A 16,962-nucleotide genomic window follows, 5' to 3' on the forward strand; every position below is an offset into this window, starting at 1 on the left:
GGATTGGATCTGGTTCTACAATCACGAACGCCCTAACATGGCCTTGGGCGGTATTACCCCAATACAGCGGCTGGCCATGGTCGCATAGCGCTACTTCTGACTCCCCTTAAAAATGGGGGGATTACCCCCCCTTTGTAATTAGCGTTGTGAAGCTAAAAATCAGACTGCTCTTAAAGTTACACACGTAATTAGCTTGAAAAATGCTCATTTTTTTCTATTTGGCTGTCTGAGTGGCTTACATTTGCAAGAGGCCACGCAGGAAGACTTCATCAGGCTCATTCAGCCGCGAAGGAAAAATTAACCTGGCGGCAATTTCTTCAATTGGTGATAGTTTCCAGCAGAGTATTTCCAGCTAGGGATGTTATGACGAACTGACTTGGGCGCCTGTGCGTTTACAGTTGGACTGAAGTTGAGAAAAAGATTGCCTCAACGGTTTTTCGCTTTCCAAAGTTGGATGCTAACCCCCAAGGAATCGAATTTAACCGTCGGATCGTCCTGCCCCTCTCTTCCCATCCTTACAGTAGCCCACCTTCGACTTGATGAATTCGGGATAGTGGAGACAAGGAGAAATAAATGAACTTCACCATCCTGAAAGAATTATTCGTGGAGTTTCTTCGCACTCGCCATATTGCCCGACATTTTCGTCGCTCAGCACCGCTGAACACTCTAACGCAGACCGGTGAGAGCCAAGAGGTTCCCGCCTCACTAACTAAGGCTCTGGTTGAGGCAGCAACCTCCAACGTCGAGGCACTGCTCAAACAGCTTGGTAGCCATAATGACGGCCTATCAGAGGTGCAAGCCGAGGTTGTCCGCGCGCGCGTTGGTCTTAATGAGATCGAACATGAGAAGCAACTGCTGTGGTGGATACACCTGTGGCACTGTTACTGCAGCCCCTTCAATCTGCTACTGACGTTGCTGGCTATCGTGTCCTATGTGACGGACGACATGAAGGGTGCGCTCGTTATTGGCATGATGGTGGTGCTCTCTACATTTCTGCGCTTCTGGCAGGAAGGCAAATCAAATAAGGCCGCTGATGCGCTGAAGGCGATGGTTAGCAATACTGCTACAGTTATTCGTCGAAACCTGTCCGAAGGCATCTCGCTGAAAGCGGAAGCCGCGTCTAGCGCACATCCGCACAGCAAATCAGCACAACGTGTTGAACTGTCGATAAAGTTTCTGGTACCGGGCGATGTGATCGTGCTATCGGCGGGTGACATGATCCCGGCCGATTGCCGCGTACTGACTGCCAAGGACTTATTTGTGTCGCAAGCGGCGATGACAGGTGAGTCAATGCCGGTCGAGAAATTCGCTGCCCTGTGTGATGTTGAGGCAGCCAACCCACTGGAATTCGACAACCTTCTGTTCATGGGTACCAATGTGGTGTCCGGTTCGGCAATGGCCATAGTACTTGGCACCGGCAACAGTACCTACTTTGGCACGTTGGCCAGTCGCATTACCACCACTGACCGCGCGCCCACATCATTCCAATCTGGCGTGAACAAGCTGAGTTGGCTGCTCATTCGCTTCATGTTAGTGATGTCACCGTTGGTACTCTTCATCAACGGCTTCACCAAGGGTGACTGGATGGAGGCACTGCTATTCGCACTGTCTGTTGCAGTGGGTCAGACACCCGAAATGCTGCCTATGATCGTTACCTCGACGCTGGCCAAGGGCGCAGAATTCCTGTCACGCAAGAAAGTCATCGTCAAGCGGTTGGATGCGATCCAGAACTTTGGCGCAATGGATATTCTGTGTACCGACAAGACCGGTACGCTGACACAGGACAAGATTTTCCTGGCGCGGCATGTCGATGTATGGGGTGATGAGTCGAATGAAGTACTTGAATTAGCTTACCTCAACAGTTACTACCAGACCGGCCTCAAGAACTTGCTGGATGTCGCTGTTCTAGAACATGCCGAAGTGCATCGCGAGCTGGAACCTGCCAACAACTTCCGCAAGGTTGATGAAATTCCATTTGATTTCACTCGCCGCCGCATGTCGGTGGTAGTGGAAAAGCACGATGAACACCATTTACTTATCACAAAGGGAGCAGTCGAGGAGATCCTATCAATATGTACTCAGGTGCGCCATGGTGATGCAATCGAACCGCTTACGCCTGAACTGCGGACGCATATCCATACAGTGACGGTCAGCCTCAATGAAGAAGGTTTACGTGTCGTCGCCGTGGCCGCCAAGAAGGGCTCCTCGACTCAGGACAGCTACAGCCTCGCCGACGAGTGCGAGCTGACCCTGATTGGCTACGTGGCATTCCTCGATCCACCGAAGGACTCTACTGCACCGGCACTCAAGGCGCTGACCGAGCATGGCGTTACAGTCAAGGTACTAACCGGTGACAACGAACTGGTAACAGCCAAGATTTGCTGCGAGGTGGGTTTGGCCCAGCAAGGGGTGCTATTGGGCAGTGACATCGAGTGTATGAGTGACCAGGCACTGACGGAGGCTGTAGAGAGCCACAACGTCTTTGCCAAGCTCACACCCTTACACAAGGAACGCATCGTGCGCGTGTTGAAGACCAATGGCCATGTGGTCGGCTTCATGGGTGACGGCATCAACGATGCCCCGGCACTACATGCGGCCGACATCGGCATTTCGGTCGACACGGCAGTGGACATCGCCAAGGAGGCAGCCGACATTATTCTGCTGGAAAAGAGTCTGTTGGTTTTGGTGGAAGGCGTACGGGAAGGTCGCCGCACTTTCTCCAACATGCTCAAGTACATCAAGATGACAGCCAGTTCCAATTTCGGCAATGTACTTTCAGTGCTGGTTGCCTCTGCCTTTATTCCGTTCCTACCGATGCTGCCTATGCACCTGTTAGTACAGAACCTGCTGTATGACATCTCGCAGATTGCTATCCCATTTGATCATGTTGATGAAGAGCTGCTACAAAAACCGCAGCACTGGCATACGGAGGACATCGGGCGCTTTATGATATTTTTCGGACCGATCAGTTCCGTGTTCGACATCACCACCTTCGCGGTGATGTGGTTTGTGTTTGGCGCACAGACTCCCGAACAGCAAACGCTATTCCAGTCCGGCTGGTTCATCGTCGGGTTGCTGACCCAAACCCTGATCGTGCACATGATCCGCACGCCGCAGATACCCTTCATCCAGAGTCGGGCTGCCACTCCGCTACTGGTGATGACTGGCATCATCATAGCGGTCGGCATCTTCCTGCCGATGGGGCCGTTGGCACATTACTTCAAGTTGCAGGCACTACCACCGCTGTACTTTGTATTCCTGCCGCTGATCATGCTGGCATATATGGGGCTCACGCAGGCCATGAAGGGCATTTACCGTCGCCGCTGGGGTTGGCAATAGGCAGAACCGCCGAAAATCCCGACATAGGCAAACAACCCGATAGGTTCTAAGGGTTGCGCGAGAGCCAGGGGGAGACTCCTTCTGGCTACTCAACTAGTTATCTTCTTAGCTTTACTCTGATTCGTAATTGCTGCTGTCATCGGTTGAATAAAAAACTCCAAGACAGACTGTAGGCAACACCGTATGAATTTTTGTCTAGGGGTGGACAGGCTTGTGAGGTTTCCTTTGGGCTAAGCGCCAATGCTTTTCCACCTCGACTATAAGAGCACAGCAAGTGGAATACGTACATATGGATACCCAGTCCAGCATCTCAATCGGGGCTGTCTGGAAGACTTGGTTAAAGATTGGGAGGTATGTAAAGGCTAATTGCAGCAACAACATAGTACCGCTGCCAATCCATATCCATTGGTTTGTAAACCAGCCATTAACCCAACATGGCTGAGTGAGGGATCGACAATTAAATAGATAAAAAATTTCCACCATCACGAAGACATTACAGGCAATGGTACGTGCAACTGGCAAAGAGTGACCCCAATACAGCGCCAACTCAAACATGCCAAAGGCACCAAGCAGCAGCATAAACCCGACCATGAGAATGCGGAGGATTAGTTCTCGCTCAAGCACTGGGGCTGTTGGTAGTCGCGGTGGGCGTTGCATGATGCCACGCTCGACCGGCTCAAATGCAAGCATCAGCCCAAGTAGGATAGCCGTAGTCATATTGATCCACAGAATCTGCAATGGTGTGATGGGCAGCGTTGTGCCGGTACAGAGGGCAGTGAAGATTACTAACCCCTCGCCAGCGTTGGTCGGAATAGTCCAGACTAAAAACTTGATTAGATTGTCATAGATACCGCGCCCCGCCTTGATAGCGGTTTCGATAGTGGCGAAGTTGTCATTAGTAAGAACCATCGCGGCAGCCTCTTTAGCCACTTCGGTCCCACCTAAGCCCATGGCGATGCCAATATCTGCTTGCTTGAGTGCTGGTGCATCGTTTACTCCATCACCTGTCATGGCAACTACCTCGCCATTGGCTTGCAAAGCCCTCACCAGTCGCAACTTCTGCTCAGGCTCGACGCGGGCGAATACATCAACAGCGATGACAGCTTTGCGCAAAGCGGACTCATCTAGGCATGCCAGTTCGCCACCAGTCAGCGCTTGGCCGTCGTACCCGATGATGCCTAATTGGCGAGCAATAGCTCTTGCTGTTCCAGGGTGATCGCCAGTAATCATCTTCACGCGAATGCCTGCCGCGTAGCAGGTACGTACCGCAGCAATGGCACGAGGCCTGGGCTGGTCGAGCATGCCAACAAGGCCAAGAAACACCAGCCCAGACCCAATATTGGCATGTTCGAGTTGTTGATTGGGACCCAATTCGGAGCGTACCAATGCCAACACCCGCAAGCCATCATCTGCCATCCGAGTTGCTGTTGCTTGGATAACCCCTGAGACCAGCGGTAACTCATGGCCTTGGCTATCCAGCATGCTGGTACAAGCAGGTAGGAGTTTCTCTACAGCGCCTTTAACACAGATAACTTGTATGCCTTCAATCTCGTGCAGGGTGGCCATGTATTGACGGTCTGGATCGAAGGGTAGCTCGTCCAACCGGGGAAAAATCGTGTTCAGCGTGGTATCGTCCAAGCCTCCTTTGCGTGCCGCTACCAACAGCGCTGCCTCAGTGGGATCCCCTGCCACTGTCCAGTTCTGGCCTTCGCGAAGTAAACGTGCATCATTACAGAGCACACCTGCCAACAGGACCTCACGCAGCGCACCACTGACAGTGGCAGGTTGCTCGACATTGACAATGCCGCCAGACGGCTCATAACCCTGCCCGCTTACGGAAAAACTGGTCATGCCCGCCCAGATCTCACGGACTGTCATGGCGTTCTCGGTCAATGTGCCAGTTTTGTCGGAGCAGATAACCGTGGTACTACCTAAGGTCTCGACCGCGGGCAACTTGCGAATAATTGCTTGATGTTTGGCCAGGCGGGCTACACCGATAGCCAGGGTAATAGTCATCGCTGCCGGTAATCCTTCCGGAATTGCACCTACCGCCAGTGCAACGGCCGCCATGAACATGTCGAAGGTTGCCTCCCCACGTAGTACACCGATGGCAAAGGAGAGTGCAGCCAAGACTAGAATCACCAGCAGCAGATGCTTGATGAGCAAGTTCATTTTGCGCATCAATGGTGTTGTTAGTACTGGTGCCTGCGAGATTAGCTGGGATAACCGCCCAGTCTCCGTACTAACGCCTGTGGCAGTAACAACCCCTATACCCTGGCCGCCCACCACCAAAGTGCCAGCGAAAGCCATATTCTGCCGTTCTGCCAATGGTGTATCGATTAGCTGCACTGCCGTACTTTTGCTCACCGCTGCAGATTCACCCGTTAGGGTTGCTTCAATAGTACGAAGCGCTTTACTGGCGAGCAGGCGTAGGTCGGCCGGTACTTTATTGCCACTTGCAAGTACAACCAAATCGCCGGGAACAATCTCTATGGCATTTAGCTTGCGATGTGTACCGTCTCTGACCACTGTGGTTTCAGTAGCCACCGACTCTGCCAGTGCCATTAAGGCAGCCTCAGCTTTTCCCTCTTGGATGAAGCCAGCCAGTGCATTAATCAGCACAACACCAAAGATCACGCTAGCTTCGACCCATTCACCAAGTAGGACAGTAACCGTACCTGCGGTTATCAGTACCAGAATCATTGGTTGGAGGATTTGCGTGGCAAACCGTAATAGGGGGCTACGCTCGGACCGGCAGTTCAGTCGATTGGGACCATGAGTGCGCAATCGTTCAGAGGCGTCATGATCATCAAGTCCCTTATCTGGATCGACCTTGAGCAGCTCTGTCACCTGGGTCGCTTGTAGGGCGTGCCAATCAGACATGACCAGTTTTTCCTCACAGCTCTGCGCTGAATTGAATAGATATCAGTAGCTATTACCATCATCAATAGCTCCACGAGTTGGCGCTAATTCACAATCAATCCAGACTAAGAAATGGCGCACATACCATTATGATCGCGTCAGCAACTGCGAGTTCTGCACTAGATTTAAATAGGCGTACAGTGAATCACCTCGGGTGATTGTGAAGTCCGATTGATCTTTATTCCATATTATTTACGAAGAGGACGAAATGCGTCACTGCATGGAAGAAACTTAGATTGCCACAGTTTGGCAACAGAATTTGCTATCGTCCTGATGCACACTAAATAAATTGATGAATAGCATGTCAGTAACTAGGGCATGCAGCAATTGGCTTTCCGTCTGAGATGAGTGAATTAGCGGCCGAATGATAGTTATGCAATTGCGCTAGAGATACGAGACTAATGGGTTCACTGTCGTTCAGTCCTAAGTGTCCAATCGCCACCCGCTCCCACCCTGTGCTTTGACGCGGTACATTTCCGCATCTGCCTTGGCAAGCAATTCGTCTGCTGAACTTCCATCGCGGGGATAGAGGCTTATACCAATACTGGGATGGGTAAGGACTTGCAATTGATCAAAGACGAAGGGTTGGCTGATGGCTGTCACCAACTGGTTCGCTATAGCTTTCACATCATTAATGTCCGCCAAGTCTGTCACGAGCACAGTAAATTCATCGCCACCTAATCGAGCTACTAGGTCAGATTTTCTAACCGCACCTAAAAGTCGTCCCGCGACGGCAATCAACAGTTTGTCGCCAATAGCATGGCCAAGATTATCATTTACCGATTTGAAGTGGTCTAGGTCCAGGAACATTACTGCAAGCATCTTATGCTGCTTGGCTGCAGCATCAATGGCGCTAGCCAGCATATCAAGGAAGTACTGTCGATTAGCCAAACCAGTCAAACTATCATGGTACGCAAGGTGTTTTATTTTTTCGCGCTCATTACCCTGCGAAGTCATATCATGTTGAATGGCAATAAAATGAGTAATGGCCCCCTCATCATCAAATAATGGCGTGATAATCTGGTTGACAGTAAAGAGCGTTCCATCCTTGCTTCGTTCAACCAACTCGCCTTGCCAGGGTTGACCAGCAAGAATAGTTTCCCAGAGCACTTGATAGAATGCTGCGCTTTGGACGCCGGAACGCAATATATTAGGTGTCTTGCCGAGCAGCTCATCCTCGTTGAAACCACTAAGACGACACAATGCTTTGTTTACCCACACGATATGGCCATATCGGTCTGTAATCATGACTGCATTTGCCGCGGTGACAAAGGCCCGAATCAGTAGTTTTTGCGCTGTCCGCTTCATGGGACCCCTCGCATGTATCTACATCAGTAGTGCTGTAAACATCGGTTTTCTTTGCCAAATGTGATGTCTGGATCAGCAGTTGCAATACTGAGCTTTTCCTATTCTCCAAGTTTGTTAGTTATACAACTAAATTACAGCTGCAGATATCCTCTACCACCTTGACTTGAATGGTGGGAGACATACGGTCATACCCCCGCTTTACATATCAGAAATGGATCCTAATCTGAATCCGGTGCATGGAATGGGCTCCAGTTGTTCTTCGCACTTTCTTCAATATCGCAAACTTGATCTTGATCAAATCCAAATGGCTTTATTGAGGGTAAAACAGAGGCGTAAACATAACAGGAGGCAAGAACATGAGCTACAAGAGTGTATTGGTTCTCGTAGATAGTGGACCACGAGTAGCAAAACATGTCAGTTTTGCACTCAAGTTAGCTCAGCAGCATGGCGCACGACTAACAGGGTTGTATGTGACAGATCGCCCAAGCGAAGTTATCGGTTTCAATGGTGACCGTGTACCCGAGGTCTACGACATTCTGCAGCGCAACCTAGAGGTTGATGCTGCCAAAGCGCGTGCAATATTTGAACAAGAGGCAAAACAGGTTGATGGCGTACAAACCGAGTGGCGCCAATATATCGGCTCTGCCATCAACACAGCTTGTGTCAATGCCCGGTATCATGATCTGACGATCCTAGGACAGGATGATCGCAAGTATCTAGGGCGAAATACGCCATCCGGCTTACCGCAAGCAATTGTTCTTGGCTCAGGTAAGCCTGTGCTGGTATTGCCCTACGCAGGTGAATTCGATTTACCTGGCCATCATATTTTGATTGGCTGGGATGCGGGACGCGAAGCAACAAGAGCGGTTGCCGATGCATTGCCACTATTGGCACGCGCTCAGCAAGTAACAGTTATGATCGTCAATCCTCAGGTCAGCGAGCATGGACATGGCGAAGTGGTTGGTGCGGATATTGCAGTTTTTCTGGCTCGGCATGCCATAAACGTCGAGGTGAAGCGCGAGTCAGGCTTGAGCCGCAATGTTGGTAATACCTTGCTGAATTCAGCAGCGGATATGAATGTGGACCTGATCGTAATGGGACTATATGGGCATTCGCGGTTGCTGGAATTGGTATTGGGCGGCACGAGCCGAACCATATTGCAGACAATGACTGTCCCTGTACTACTGTCTCACTAATTGCCTACTTCCAAATACCTGGATCGCCCGTTCTACTATCAACCGTAAGCGCCAACAAGCTTTTGTACTGTCAAGCTGTTCGCAATCGGTCCTGTTTCGAACGGGCCAGACGATAACAACAAGTGGGGTGCCCTAAAACACTAGCTGCCAATGCTGATAAAGGATGGGAGTCTCATCTGTGTTTACATGGCTTGGCAAGGTCGGGGGTGATCAGGGTACCAGCAGTGCCTGCCAGCATTTCCTCTATCTGGTCCAATAGGCCGATAACGGCCCTCTTACCTGTTGCTTGAACGAATTGGCACGCGGCCTGGACTTTAGGCGCCATGGAGCCCGTCGCAAATGACTCGGCACAAAGCAATGCAGGTGATGCATTCTTCAACACTCGCTGATTAGGCTGCTGCCAATCAAGATATACGCCTTCTATATCGGTTGCGATGATCAAACAGTCGGCATCCAGGTTTTGCGCCAGCAGACTGCTACACAAGTCTTTGTCAATTACAGCCTCGACACCTTGTAATTTGTGGCTACCTGAAATTCGCGTCACGGGGATACCACCACCGCCCGCAGCAATCACAACGGCACCATGATCCAGTAACCATCGAATTGGGGCCAACCCGACAATACGCAGTGGCTGGGGAGAGGCAACTACGCGGCGAAAGCCTGCGCCATCGGCTGCCATCGTCCATTCTCTATCTGCGTTGAGATGATAAGCCTCATCCCGTGTATAGACCGGTCCAATTGGCTTCGTAGGATGTGTAAAAGCTGGGTCGTTCGGATCAACCTCTACCCGTGTTAACAGCGTGGCAACGGTACACTCGGCAGGCAGCAGATTGGCAACCTCTTGCTCTAGCTGATAACCGATCATGCCTTCAGTTTCGGCACCAAGCACATCCATGGGGTAGGGTGGCACGACGCCATAGGTTGCACCTTGCAAAGCAAGCAACCCAACCTGAGGTCCATTGCCATGGGTGATTAGCAACGTGTGCTCATGTGCCAAGCGAGCAATCTGAGCGGCTGCACAACGGATATTTTCCAGTTGATTCTGCGCACTTAACAACTGCCCGCGCTTGAGTAAGGCGTTGCCGCCCAATGCAACAACAATTTTCATGGACTTTTCTTATGCAAGCGTGGCAACCAGGACCGCCTTGATGGTGTGCATACGGTTTTCAGCTTGAGTGAATACGATGGATGCTTCGGATTCGAATACTTCGTCTGTCACTTCGATTTCCGCAAGACCGAAGCGTTCATAAACCTGCCGGCCGATTTCAGTTTCCAGGTTATGAAAAGCGGGCAGGCAATGCATGAAACGCGTATGCGGCTTACCTGTCGCCTGCATTAGCGCTGTGGTTACCTGATAGGGTAGTAGTTGGTCGATACGCTCTTTCCAGACTGCCTCTGGTTCACCCATCGAAACCCAAACGTCGGTATCGAGGAAATCAGCGCCTGCTACGGCTATCCTCGGATCCGTTTCGATCGTAATGCGAGCACCGGTTGTACGCGCCAATTCGCGCATTTGCGCCACTAGTTCAACAGGTGGCTGCAGATTGGTAGGTGCCGCGATACGCACGTCCATGCCCATTTGAGTGCCACCGATCAACAACGAGCATCCCATGTTGAAACGGGCATCGCCCAGATAGCAAAACGATAGTTCGCGCAGTGGGCGTTCACCAAATTCCTCCATCGTCAGTAAATCAGCCAAGACCTGCGTTGGATGCGCTTCATCGGTCAGACCGTTCCAGACAGGTACGCAAGAAAATCGCGCGAGGTCCTCCACGACGCTTTGGTGAAACCCCCGGTATTCAATGCCGTCATACATTCGGCCCAGAACACGTGCCGTATCTTTGAGTGACTCCTTGTGGCCCAGTTGCGAACCTTCAGAGTCAATGTAGGTAACATGGCCACCTTGATCATGCACCGCGACTTCGAAAGCGCAGCGCGTTCTTGTCGAGGCTTTTTCGAAAATCAATGCAATATTTTTACCTTTCAAACGTGGATGTTCAATTCCTGCACACTTTGCACGCTTGAGTTCTGCTGCCAAGTTCAGCAGGAAACGGATATCCCTCGGTGAGAAATCCTTTAAGTCCAACAGGCTTCGGTTGCGGAGGTTATAGCTCATGATATTTTCCTGGAGGGATGGACTAGATTGGATCGCGTTCGATGGGACAACTCATGCAATGGCTCCCACCACGACCACGACCTAGTTCACCACCCGGAATGGTGATGACTTCAACACCCGCTTTGCGCAGCAGTGTGTTGGTATAAGTATTGCGGCTATAAGCCATAACTACGCCCGGAGCTAGAGCAAGCAGGTTATTGCCGTCATCCCATTGCTCACGCTCAGCCTCGAAAGCATCACCACCCGTTGCCACCACCCGCAATTTTGCCAACCCCAATGCTTGTGCGACGACATCCAGGAATGGCTGCTGTTCTGTACGTACATCCAGCGTACCCTCCTTCGTACCCGGCCGAATGCTGTGCACTCTTATTGCATTGACCATTTCTGGGAAAATGGTCACCAGATCCACATCACAAAAGGTGAACACGGTATCCAAATGCATTGCACCACGGCACTTGGGTATCTGCGCAGCTAGCACAAGGCTCGCTGCACCTTTGGCGAACAAGGTACGAGCCAGCTGGCTGACTGCCTGAGGCGAGGTCCGCTCGCCCATGCCTATCAGAACGATACCTTTTCCAATCGGCATGACGTCACCACCTTCAAGTGAGGTAATGTCCTGTTGATACCCCATATCTTCTTGCCAAATTTTTGTAAGACCTGCAAACAGAGGATGGAAACGATAAACCGCCATTGTCAGCAATGTTTCCTGTCGACGAGCAGGCCAATACATCTGGCCGGGTATTACGCCATCAAACACCCAGGCGCTGCTATCGCGCATAAATAGAGCGTTGGGCAGTGGCGGCAACAATAGACCCTGGTAGCCTGTACACTTGGCCAGCAGCCCTTCCGCCTCAAAAGGCAATTCCGCATGAGTGAGCCCACCAATCATATAGTCGGTCAGTTGCTTTGGCGGCAATGCTTCCAACCAAGGGCGTAGTTGTCCAGCAAGCTCCTGGTCCACAAAACCACCCGCAAGCTTGCGATCGAGCAGCCAAGCACGTGCTGCGGGGTTGGTAACCGTATCAGCCAACAAATCGTGCAGATCCAATACTTCGACACCACGCTCAATCATTGCACTTGTGAAGACATCATGATCGTTGCGCGCCTGTGAGACCCACAATACATCGTCAAAGAGCAATTCGCGGCAGTTGGCAGGAGTAAGTCGTTTTTGAGCAAGACCTGGCCGGCACACTAAGACTCGACGTAGCCGCCCTATTTCTGAGTACACACCTGTAGACATGGTGACTTCCATTCTTATAAGCCAAGTTTATTCGTTGACAACAGATAAACTGCTACCGCAGCCAACAGTAGTAGCAATGCCAGCCCCCCCCATTCAAAGCGGGAAAATGGCTGTTCTGCGCGCTGCTTTTTTGCGAGCAGGTAGAACGCTGCCCCTGGTGCATAAAGCAAGGACCCCAGCAGCAGATACTTGAGGCCTGCTGCGTAGAGAAGCCACAGGCAATATCCTGTTGCTAATACCGTCACAGGAAAATCACTTCTTCTAAAGGCCATACTTACCCCTTCGCTACGCCATACCAAGAGCAGGCTATAGGCAGCGCTAAGTAGATAGGGGACGAGAATCATCGCGGTGGAGAGGGATATGAGCGCCAGATATGACGCTTTGGAAAAAAGGGTCACTATTAGGAAGATCTGTACCATGCCGTTGGTCAACCACATGGCATTGGCGGGAACCCCTTTTGCGTTTTGTCTGGTCAACCAGCGTGGCATGACACCCCCCTGCGCAGGCGTAAACAGTGATTCTGCTGCAAGGAGTGTCCAGGCTAGAAAGCCGCCCCCGACGGAAAGAAGCAAACCTACATACACTACGACAGCGCCCCACGTACCGATCACCCTTTCGAGCACACCAGCCATGGATGGAGTCTTGAGCCTTGCCAATTCCGGCTGCGTATAAATACCCAGCGATAGCACCGAAACTGCCATCATCAGTAACAGACAGATCAGAAAACCCAATACTGTGGCACGTCCAATGTCTTCTCGCCTGCGAGCTCGAGCCGAATAAACACTTGCGCCCTCTATGCCGATAAAGACCCAAACCGTAATCAGCATCGTGCTTCTGACTTGATCAAATAAAGAACCAAGTTCCACACTGCCCCAGAAGTTAAGCTTGAACACATCGGGTTGAAATGCTGCTGCAACTAGTACAATAAACAGCACTAGTGGAATAACTTTTGCCAATGTCACTACACCATTGAGAATTGCCGCACCATGTATGCCTCTCAGTACCAGCATATGGACAACCCAGAGTGCAATGGATGCACCAAGAATGGCAAAGGGCGAGTTCCCATCACCAAACGCCGGAAAGAAATAGCCAAGCGCCCCAAATGCCGCTACCAAATAGCCAACGTTTCCTACCCAGGCGCTAACCCAGTAGCCCCATGCTGAATTGAAGCCCACATATTCGCCAGAAAGCGCCTGAGCATAGGCATACACGCCGTTATCTAACTCGGGCTTACGCAGGGCCAGTATTTGGTAAGTACGCGCAAGCATGAGCATGCCGATACCGGTGATAGTCCAACCGATTAGGTTTGCACCTGCACCAGCCTTAGAAGCCATATTTTGTGGCAAATCGTAAATACCACCGCCAAGGATCGAACCTACAACGACCGCAACGAGTAGGCTAAAGCTGAGCGTGTTTGGCGCTGGTGTTACTGAAGGGGGGGTTGTATTCATGCTGTTTTTTCCCAAGGGACAAAGCCGCATTAAGGCAATACGTTTCTCTCCCTAAACACATAGTGTTATTACATTCTAATAAGTTGCACGACATTGTCTTTGATCTAGCGCAAGGAAGTGTCCAGACTACAGGTGGATTAACAGATCAATGAATCCGAACATTGGCTGAGAGAATGGCTGACAGATACGCCGTGATGAACACCACCATCATGCGAGCACAAGAGAACAAGCAGCACAACAACTCTTGGACGTAGCCGATACCAACCATGTACCAAAGTCCGTGCCACGCTCAATGGTCTGGGCAACTCGTTAGGTTTCTCTCGGCAGATGGCTGGATCTGGAAAGGGCTAATGCCCAGCAGGGAAACACCGTCCGTGGTCGTCATTACCGACAGGGACTGTGATATTCAAGCAGTACTATTCTTTGTAAGCACACTATGACAAGTCTGCTCGTAACTTCCTTGGGACTATCCCATCGAGCCGGTGCTCACTGATGGCTTAGATGTTTGATAAACACATCCCAGCTTTACTAGGTGCAACCTTTCACTGTACGGCATAGTCGATAACTGGAACAAAAGTTTACCTTGCAAACATTGCCTTTCTTTGTTCAAGGTCAAGGTATACGGTAATCAGACAGCGTAAGTTATGGGTAACGCATCATTTGGTGCATATATATCGGAGATGATCGCCATGACCCAAATTTCAACAGGGCTTTCAGCCGACCAACTGCAACAGATAAACAGTTTCTGGCGCGCCTGTAATTACCTTGCTGCTGGCATGATCTACTTACGAGCCAATCCGCTTTTGCAGCAACCGCTCATACCTGAGCATATTAAAGAACGTCTGTTGGGGCATTGGGGCACAAGCCCCGGGTTGAGCTTTATTTGGACACATCTGAGCCGAGTGGTCGCCCGCGACGACCTCAACGCAATTTTCCTAGCAGGGCCCGGCCATGGCGCACCAGGTGTCCTAGCGCCATGTTGGTTGGAAGGACGCTATGGCGAGATATACCGAGACAAGGGGCAGAGTATTCAAGGTATGCAGCGCTTTTTCACCGAATTCTCCTTCCCTGGTGGCATTGGCAGTCATTGCACGCCCGAATTGCCAGGATCGATTCACGAGGGAGGTGAGTTGGGCTACAGCCTGTCACATGCTTTTGGTGCGGCATTTGACAACCCGGATCTGCTTGTCACAGTTGTTGTAGGTGATGGGGAGTCAGAAACTGGGCCATTAGCAACGGCGTGGCACAGCAATAAATTCCTCAATCCAGCGCGTGATGGTGCAGTGCTACCGGTTTTACATCTGAACGGCTACAAGATTAACAATCCAACCGTACTATCACGTATTCCCGAAACGGAACTACTAAACCTATTTCAAGGTTATGGTTGGCGTCCGGTCCTCGTTGAAGGTGACGATCCCAACCTTATGCACCAACGCATGGCTGCGGTTATGGACGAATGTGTCGCGCTTATACGCCATATTCAGACATCTGCACGGACCGGCAAGACTACTGAGCGCCCGTGTTGGCCGATGATTATCCTCCGAAGCCCCAAGGGCTGGACAGGTCCTGCCGAGGTGGATGGCCATGTCATTGCTGGGACATGGCGCGCGCACCAAGTCCCCTTGACATCAGTTAGAGAGAATGCCGCCCACCTTCAGCAATTAGCATCCTGGCTTCTCAGCTATGCTCCAGCCACATTATTTGAGCCAGATGGCCGTCCTCGCCAAGAAATTATCAGTTGGCTACCCAAAGGCGAACGTCGTTTGAGTGCCAACCCACATGCTAATGGTGGACAGCTGCGCATCCCTTTACAGCTTCCCAATTGGACCGACTATGCAGTCGATCCAATACAAGAAGGCCATACCCTGGAAGGCAACACCGAACCACTTGGTGGGCTATTACGCGATGTTATTCGGATGAATCCGTCGAACTTTCGCCTGTTTGGGCCGGATGAAACAGCCTCAAATAAGCTGCAGGCAACATTTTCTGAGGGCAAGGTATGGATGTCGGAAACGCTTGCGACAGACGAAGACGGCGGTGCTCTATCGCCCATTGGCCGGGTCATGGAATACCTGTCGGAACATACGCTAGAAGGTTGGCTAGAGGGATATTTGCTGACTGGCCGCCACGGGTTGCTATCCACCTATGAAGCCTTTTCACATGTGATCGATAGCATGTTTAACCAGCACGCCAAATGGTTAGACATCGCCGACAAGGTACATTGGCGAACGCCCATCAGCTCACTTAACCTACTGATTACGTCCACCGTTTGGCGTCAAGACCATAACGGATTTTCGCATCAGGACCCAGGTTTTCTAGATGTGGTTGTAAACAAATCGCCCAAGGTGACTCGTATCTATCTACCGCCAGATGCAAATTGCCTGCTGGCTGTCACAGACCACTGTCTACGCAGCACTAACTACATCAATGTAATTGTGGCTGACAAGCAAAAACATCTTCAGTATCTCGATGCCCAAGCAGCAGCGTTGCACTGTGCCCGCGGCCTAGGCATATGGCGCTGGGCTAGTAATGACGAAAGCAGCGAACCCGATCTTGTCATGGCCGCATGTGGTGATGTACCGACTCAGGAATCATTAGCCGCTACCCATATGTTGCGTACCTATTTCCCAGCACTGAAAATACGCTTTATAAATGTCGTCGATCTTTTTCGCTTGCAACCAAACAGCGAGCATCCGCATGGCTTGAGTGACGCTGATTTTGATAGCTTGTTCACACGCGACAAGCCAATCATCTTCAACTTTCATGGCTATCCCTGGCTGATCCATCGGTTAACTTATCGCAGGGCTAACCACTCAAACTTGCATGTGCGTGGTTACAAAGAGAAGGGAAATATCGATACTCCTCTCGAATTGGCAATACGCAATGAGATCGACCGTTTCAGCCTGGTCATTGACGCAATTAACCGGGTACCCAAACTGAACGTAATCGGAGCTGCAATAAAACAAATGATGCGAGATCGCCAGGCAACTTGCCGAGCTTATGCCTTCGAGCATGGCGTTGACCTTCCTGAAGAAGCCGATTGGCGCTGGTCGGAAGTGGTAAGCACATCACAGCACACTACATAAATCTCGTAATACCTCTTCTAAGAATCTGTTCAAGATCTCCAAAATTAGAGAAATAAAGGGTTAGGATCACCGTTGAAACGCACGTTTACCCATTGTAAGCGCCGACTTTTAGGGTGTTTTCCCCTAGTTTAGAAGACCCAGAGTAGGTTTTTACGAGATCTTGAACAGGTTCTAACAGTTCTTAGAACCTGTTCAAAGTCTCCGCAGAAGAAGAGTCAGAAAGGCAAACTGAATGAATTGCAAGCTGGTGTCGAGCTTGCGTTCACAGTTCTTCCACAATCGACGGCACTTCTCCAACCACGCA

At 50.9% G+C, this 16,962-nt stretch carries 9 protein-coding genes and 1 pseudogene; 3 read left to right on the plus strand and 7 right to left on the minus strand.

Translation table 11 applies throughout. The features are described 5' to 3' along the window. The first annotated feature begins 573 nt into the window (after positions 1–573). Positions 574–3,339, plus strand: a complete 2,766-nt coding sequence (mgtA, locus tag ACUHMQ_RS17960) for a magnesium-translocating P-type ATPase (protein WP_445296836.1) — start codon at positions 574–576, stop codon at positions 3,337–3,339. 195 nt (positions 3,340–3,534) lie between these two features. On the opposite strand, the gene ACUHMQ_RS17965 is transcribed toward mgtA, so the two are convergent. Together ACUHMQ_RS17965 and ACUHMQ_RS17970 are read right to left on the minus strand one after the other, a co-directional pair. Further along, positions 3,535–6,222 carry an HAD-IC family P-type ATPase gene (locus ACUHMQ_RS17965; protein WP_445296837.1) on the minus strand — a complete coding sequence of 896 codons (2,688 nt, stop codon included), beginning with the start codon at positions 6,220–6,222 and terminating at the stop codon, positions 3,535–3,537. A 462-nt stretch (positions 6,223–6,684) separates the two neighbouring features. Beyond that, the gene (locus tag ACUHMQ_RS17970) at positions 6,685–7,569 is read right to left on the minus strand and encodes a diguanylate cyclase domain-containing protein (RefSeq protein ID WP_445296838.1); all 885 of its coding nucleotides are present in this window, start codon (positions 7,567–7,569) and stop codon (positions 6,685–6,687) included. Between the two features lie 356 nt (positions 7,570–7,925). Here ACUHMQ_RS17970 and ACUHMQ_RS17975 point away from each other — a divergent pair, with 356 nt between their 5' ends. After that, positions 7,926–8,765, plus strand: a complete 840-nt coding sequence (locus ACUHMQ_RS17975; RefSeq protein WP_445296839.1) for a universal stress protein — start codon at positions 7,926–7,928, stop codon at positions 8,763–8,765. 172 nt (positions 8,766–8,937) lie between these two features. Here ACUHMQ_RS17975 and arcC read toward each other — a convergent pair whose 3' ends face one another. Genes arcC through ACUHMQ_RS17995 form a run of 4 tightly spaced genes read right to left on the minus strand, consistent with a single transcriptional unit; the run spans position 8,938 to position 13,587 of the window. Next, the gene (gene arcC / locus ACUHMQ_RS17980; protein WP_445296840.1) at positions 8,938–9,873 is read right to left on the minus strand and encodes a carbamate kinase; all 936 of its coding nucleotides are present in this window, start codon (positions 9,871–9,873) and stop codon (positions 8,938–8,940) included. 9 nt (positions 9,874–9,882) lie between these two features. Then, the gene (gene argF, locus ACUHMQ_RS17985; protein WP_445296841.1) at positions 9,883–10,881 is read right to left on the minus strand and encodes an ornithine carbamoyltransferase; all 999 of its coding nucleotides are present in this window, start codon (positions 10,879–10,881) and stop codon (positions 9,883–9,885) included. 22 nt (positions 10,882–10,903) lie between these two features. Beyond that, positions 10,904–12,121, minus strand: a complete 1,218-nt coding sequence (locus tag ACUHMQ_RS17990) for an arginine deiminase (protein ID WP_445296842.1) — start codon at positions 12,119–12,121, stop codon at positions 10,904–10,906. Between the two features lie 14 nt (positions 12,122–12,135). Next, complete coding sequence (locus ACUHMQ_RS17995; protein ID WP_445296843.1) at positions 12,136–13,587, minus strand: basic amino acid/polyamine antiporter; 1,452 nt, start codon at positions 13,585–13,587, stop codon at positions 12,136–12,138. 665 nt (positions 13,588–14,252) lie between these two features. On the opposite strand from ACUHMQ_RS17995, the gene ACUHMQ_RS18000 reads away from it, so the two are divergent. After that, positions 14,253–16,658, plus strand: a complete 2,406-nt coding sequence (locus tag ACUHMQ_RS18000; protein ID WP_445296844.1) for a phosphoketolase family protein — start codon at positions 14,253–14,255, stop codon at positions 16,656–16,658. A gap of 192 nt (positions 16,659–16,850) precedes the next feature. Here ACUHMQ_RS18000 and ACUHMQ_RS18005 read toward each other — a convergent pair. Beyond that, a pseudogene (locus ACUHMQ_RS18005) lies at positions 16,851–16,962 on the minus strand (IS5/IS1182 family transposase); the annotation flags it as partial.

The organism is Chitinimonas violaceus (assembly GCF_052601015.1).

What these genes read in the sequence shown, in the direction of transcription:
- arcC (WP_445296840.1), bottom strand. Translation starts at nt 9,873, where the DNA reads ATGAAAATTGTTGTTGCATTGGGCGGCAACGCCTTACTCAAGCGCGGG.
- ACUHMQ_RS17970 (WP_445296838.1), bottom strand. Translation starts at nt 7,569, where the DNA reads ATGAAGCGGACAGCGCAAAAACTACTGATTCGGGCCTTTGTCACCGCG.
- ACUHMQ_RS17990 (WP_445296842.1), bottom strand. Translation starts at nt 12,121, where the DNA reads ATGTCTACAGGTGTGTACTCAGAAATAGGGCGGCTACGTCGAGTCTTA.
- ACUHMQ_RS17975 (WP_445296839.1), top strand. Translation starts at nt 7,926, where the DNA reads ATGAGCTACAAGAGTGTATTGGTTCTCGTAGATAGTGGACCACGAGTA.
- argF (WP_445296841.1), bottom strand. Translation starts at nt 10,881, where the DNA reads ATGAGCTATAACCTCCGCAACCGAAGCCTGTTGGACTTAAAGGATTTC.
- mgtA (WP_445296836.1), top strand. Translation starts at nt 574, where the DNA reads ATGAACTTCACCATCCTGAAAGAATTATTCGTGGAGTTTCTTCGCACT.
- ACUHMQ_RS18000 (WP_445296844.1), top strand. Translation starts at nt 14,253, where the DNA reads ATGATCGCCATGACCCAAATTTCAACAGGGCTTTCAGCCGACCAACTG.
- ACUHMQ_RS17965 (WP_445296837.1), bottom strand. Translation starts at nt 6,222, where the DNA reads ATGTCTGATTGGCACGCCCTACAAGCGACCCAGGTGACAGAGCTGCTC.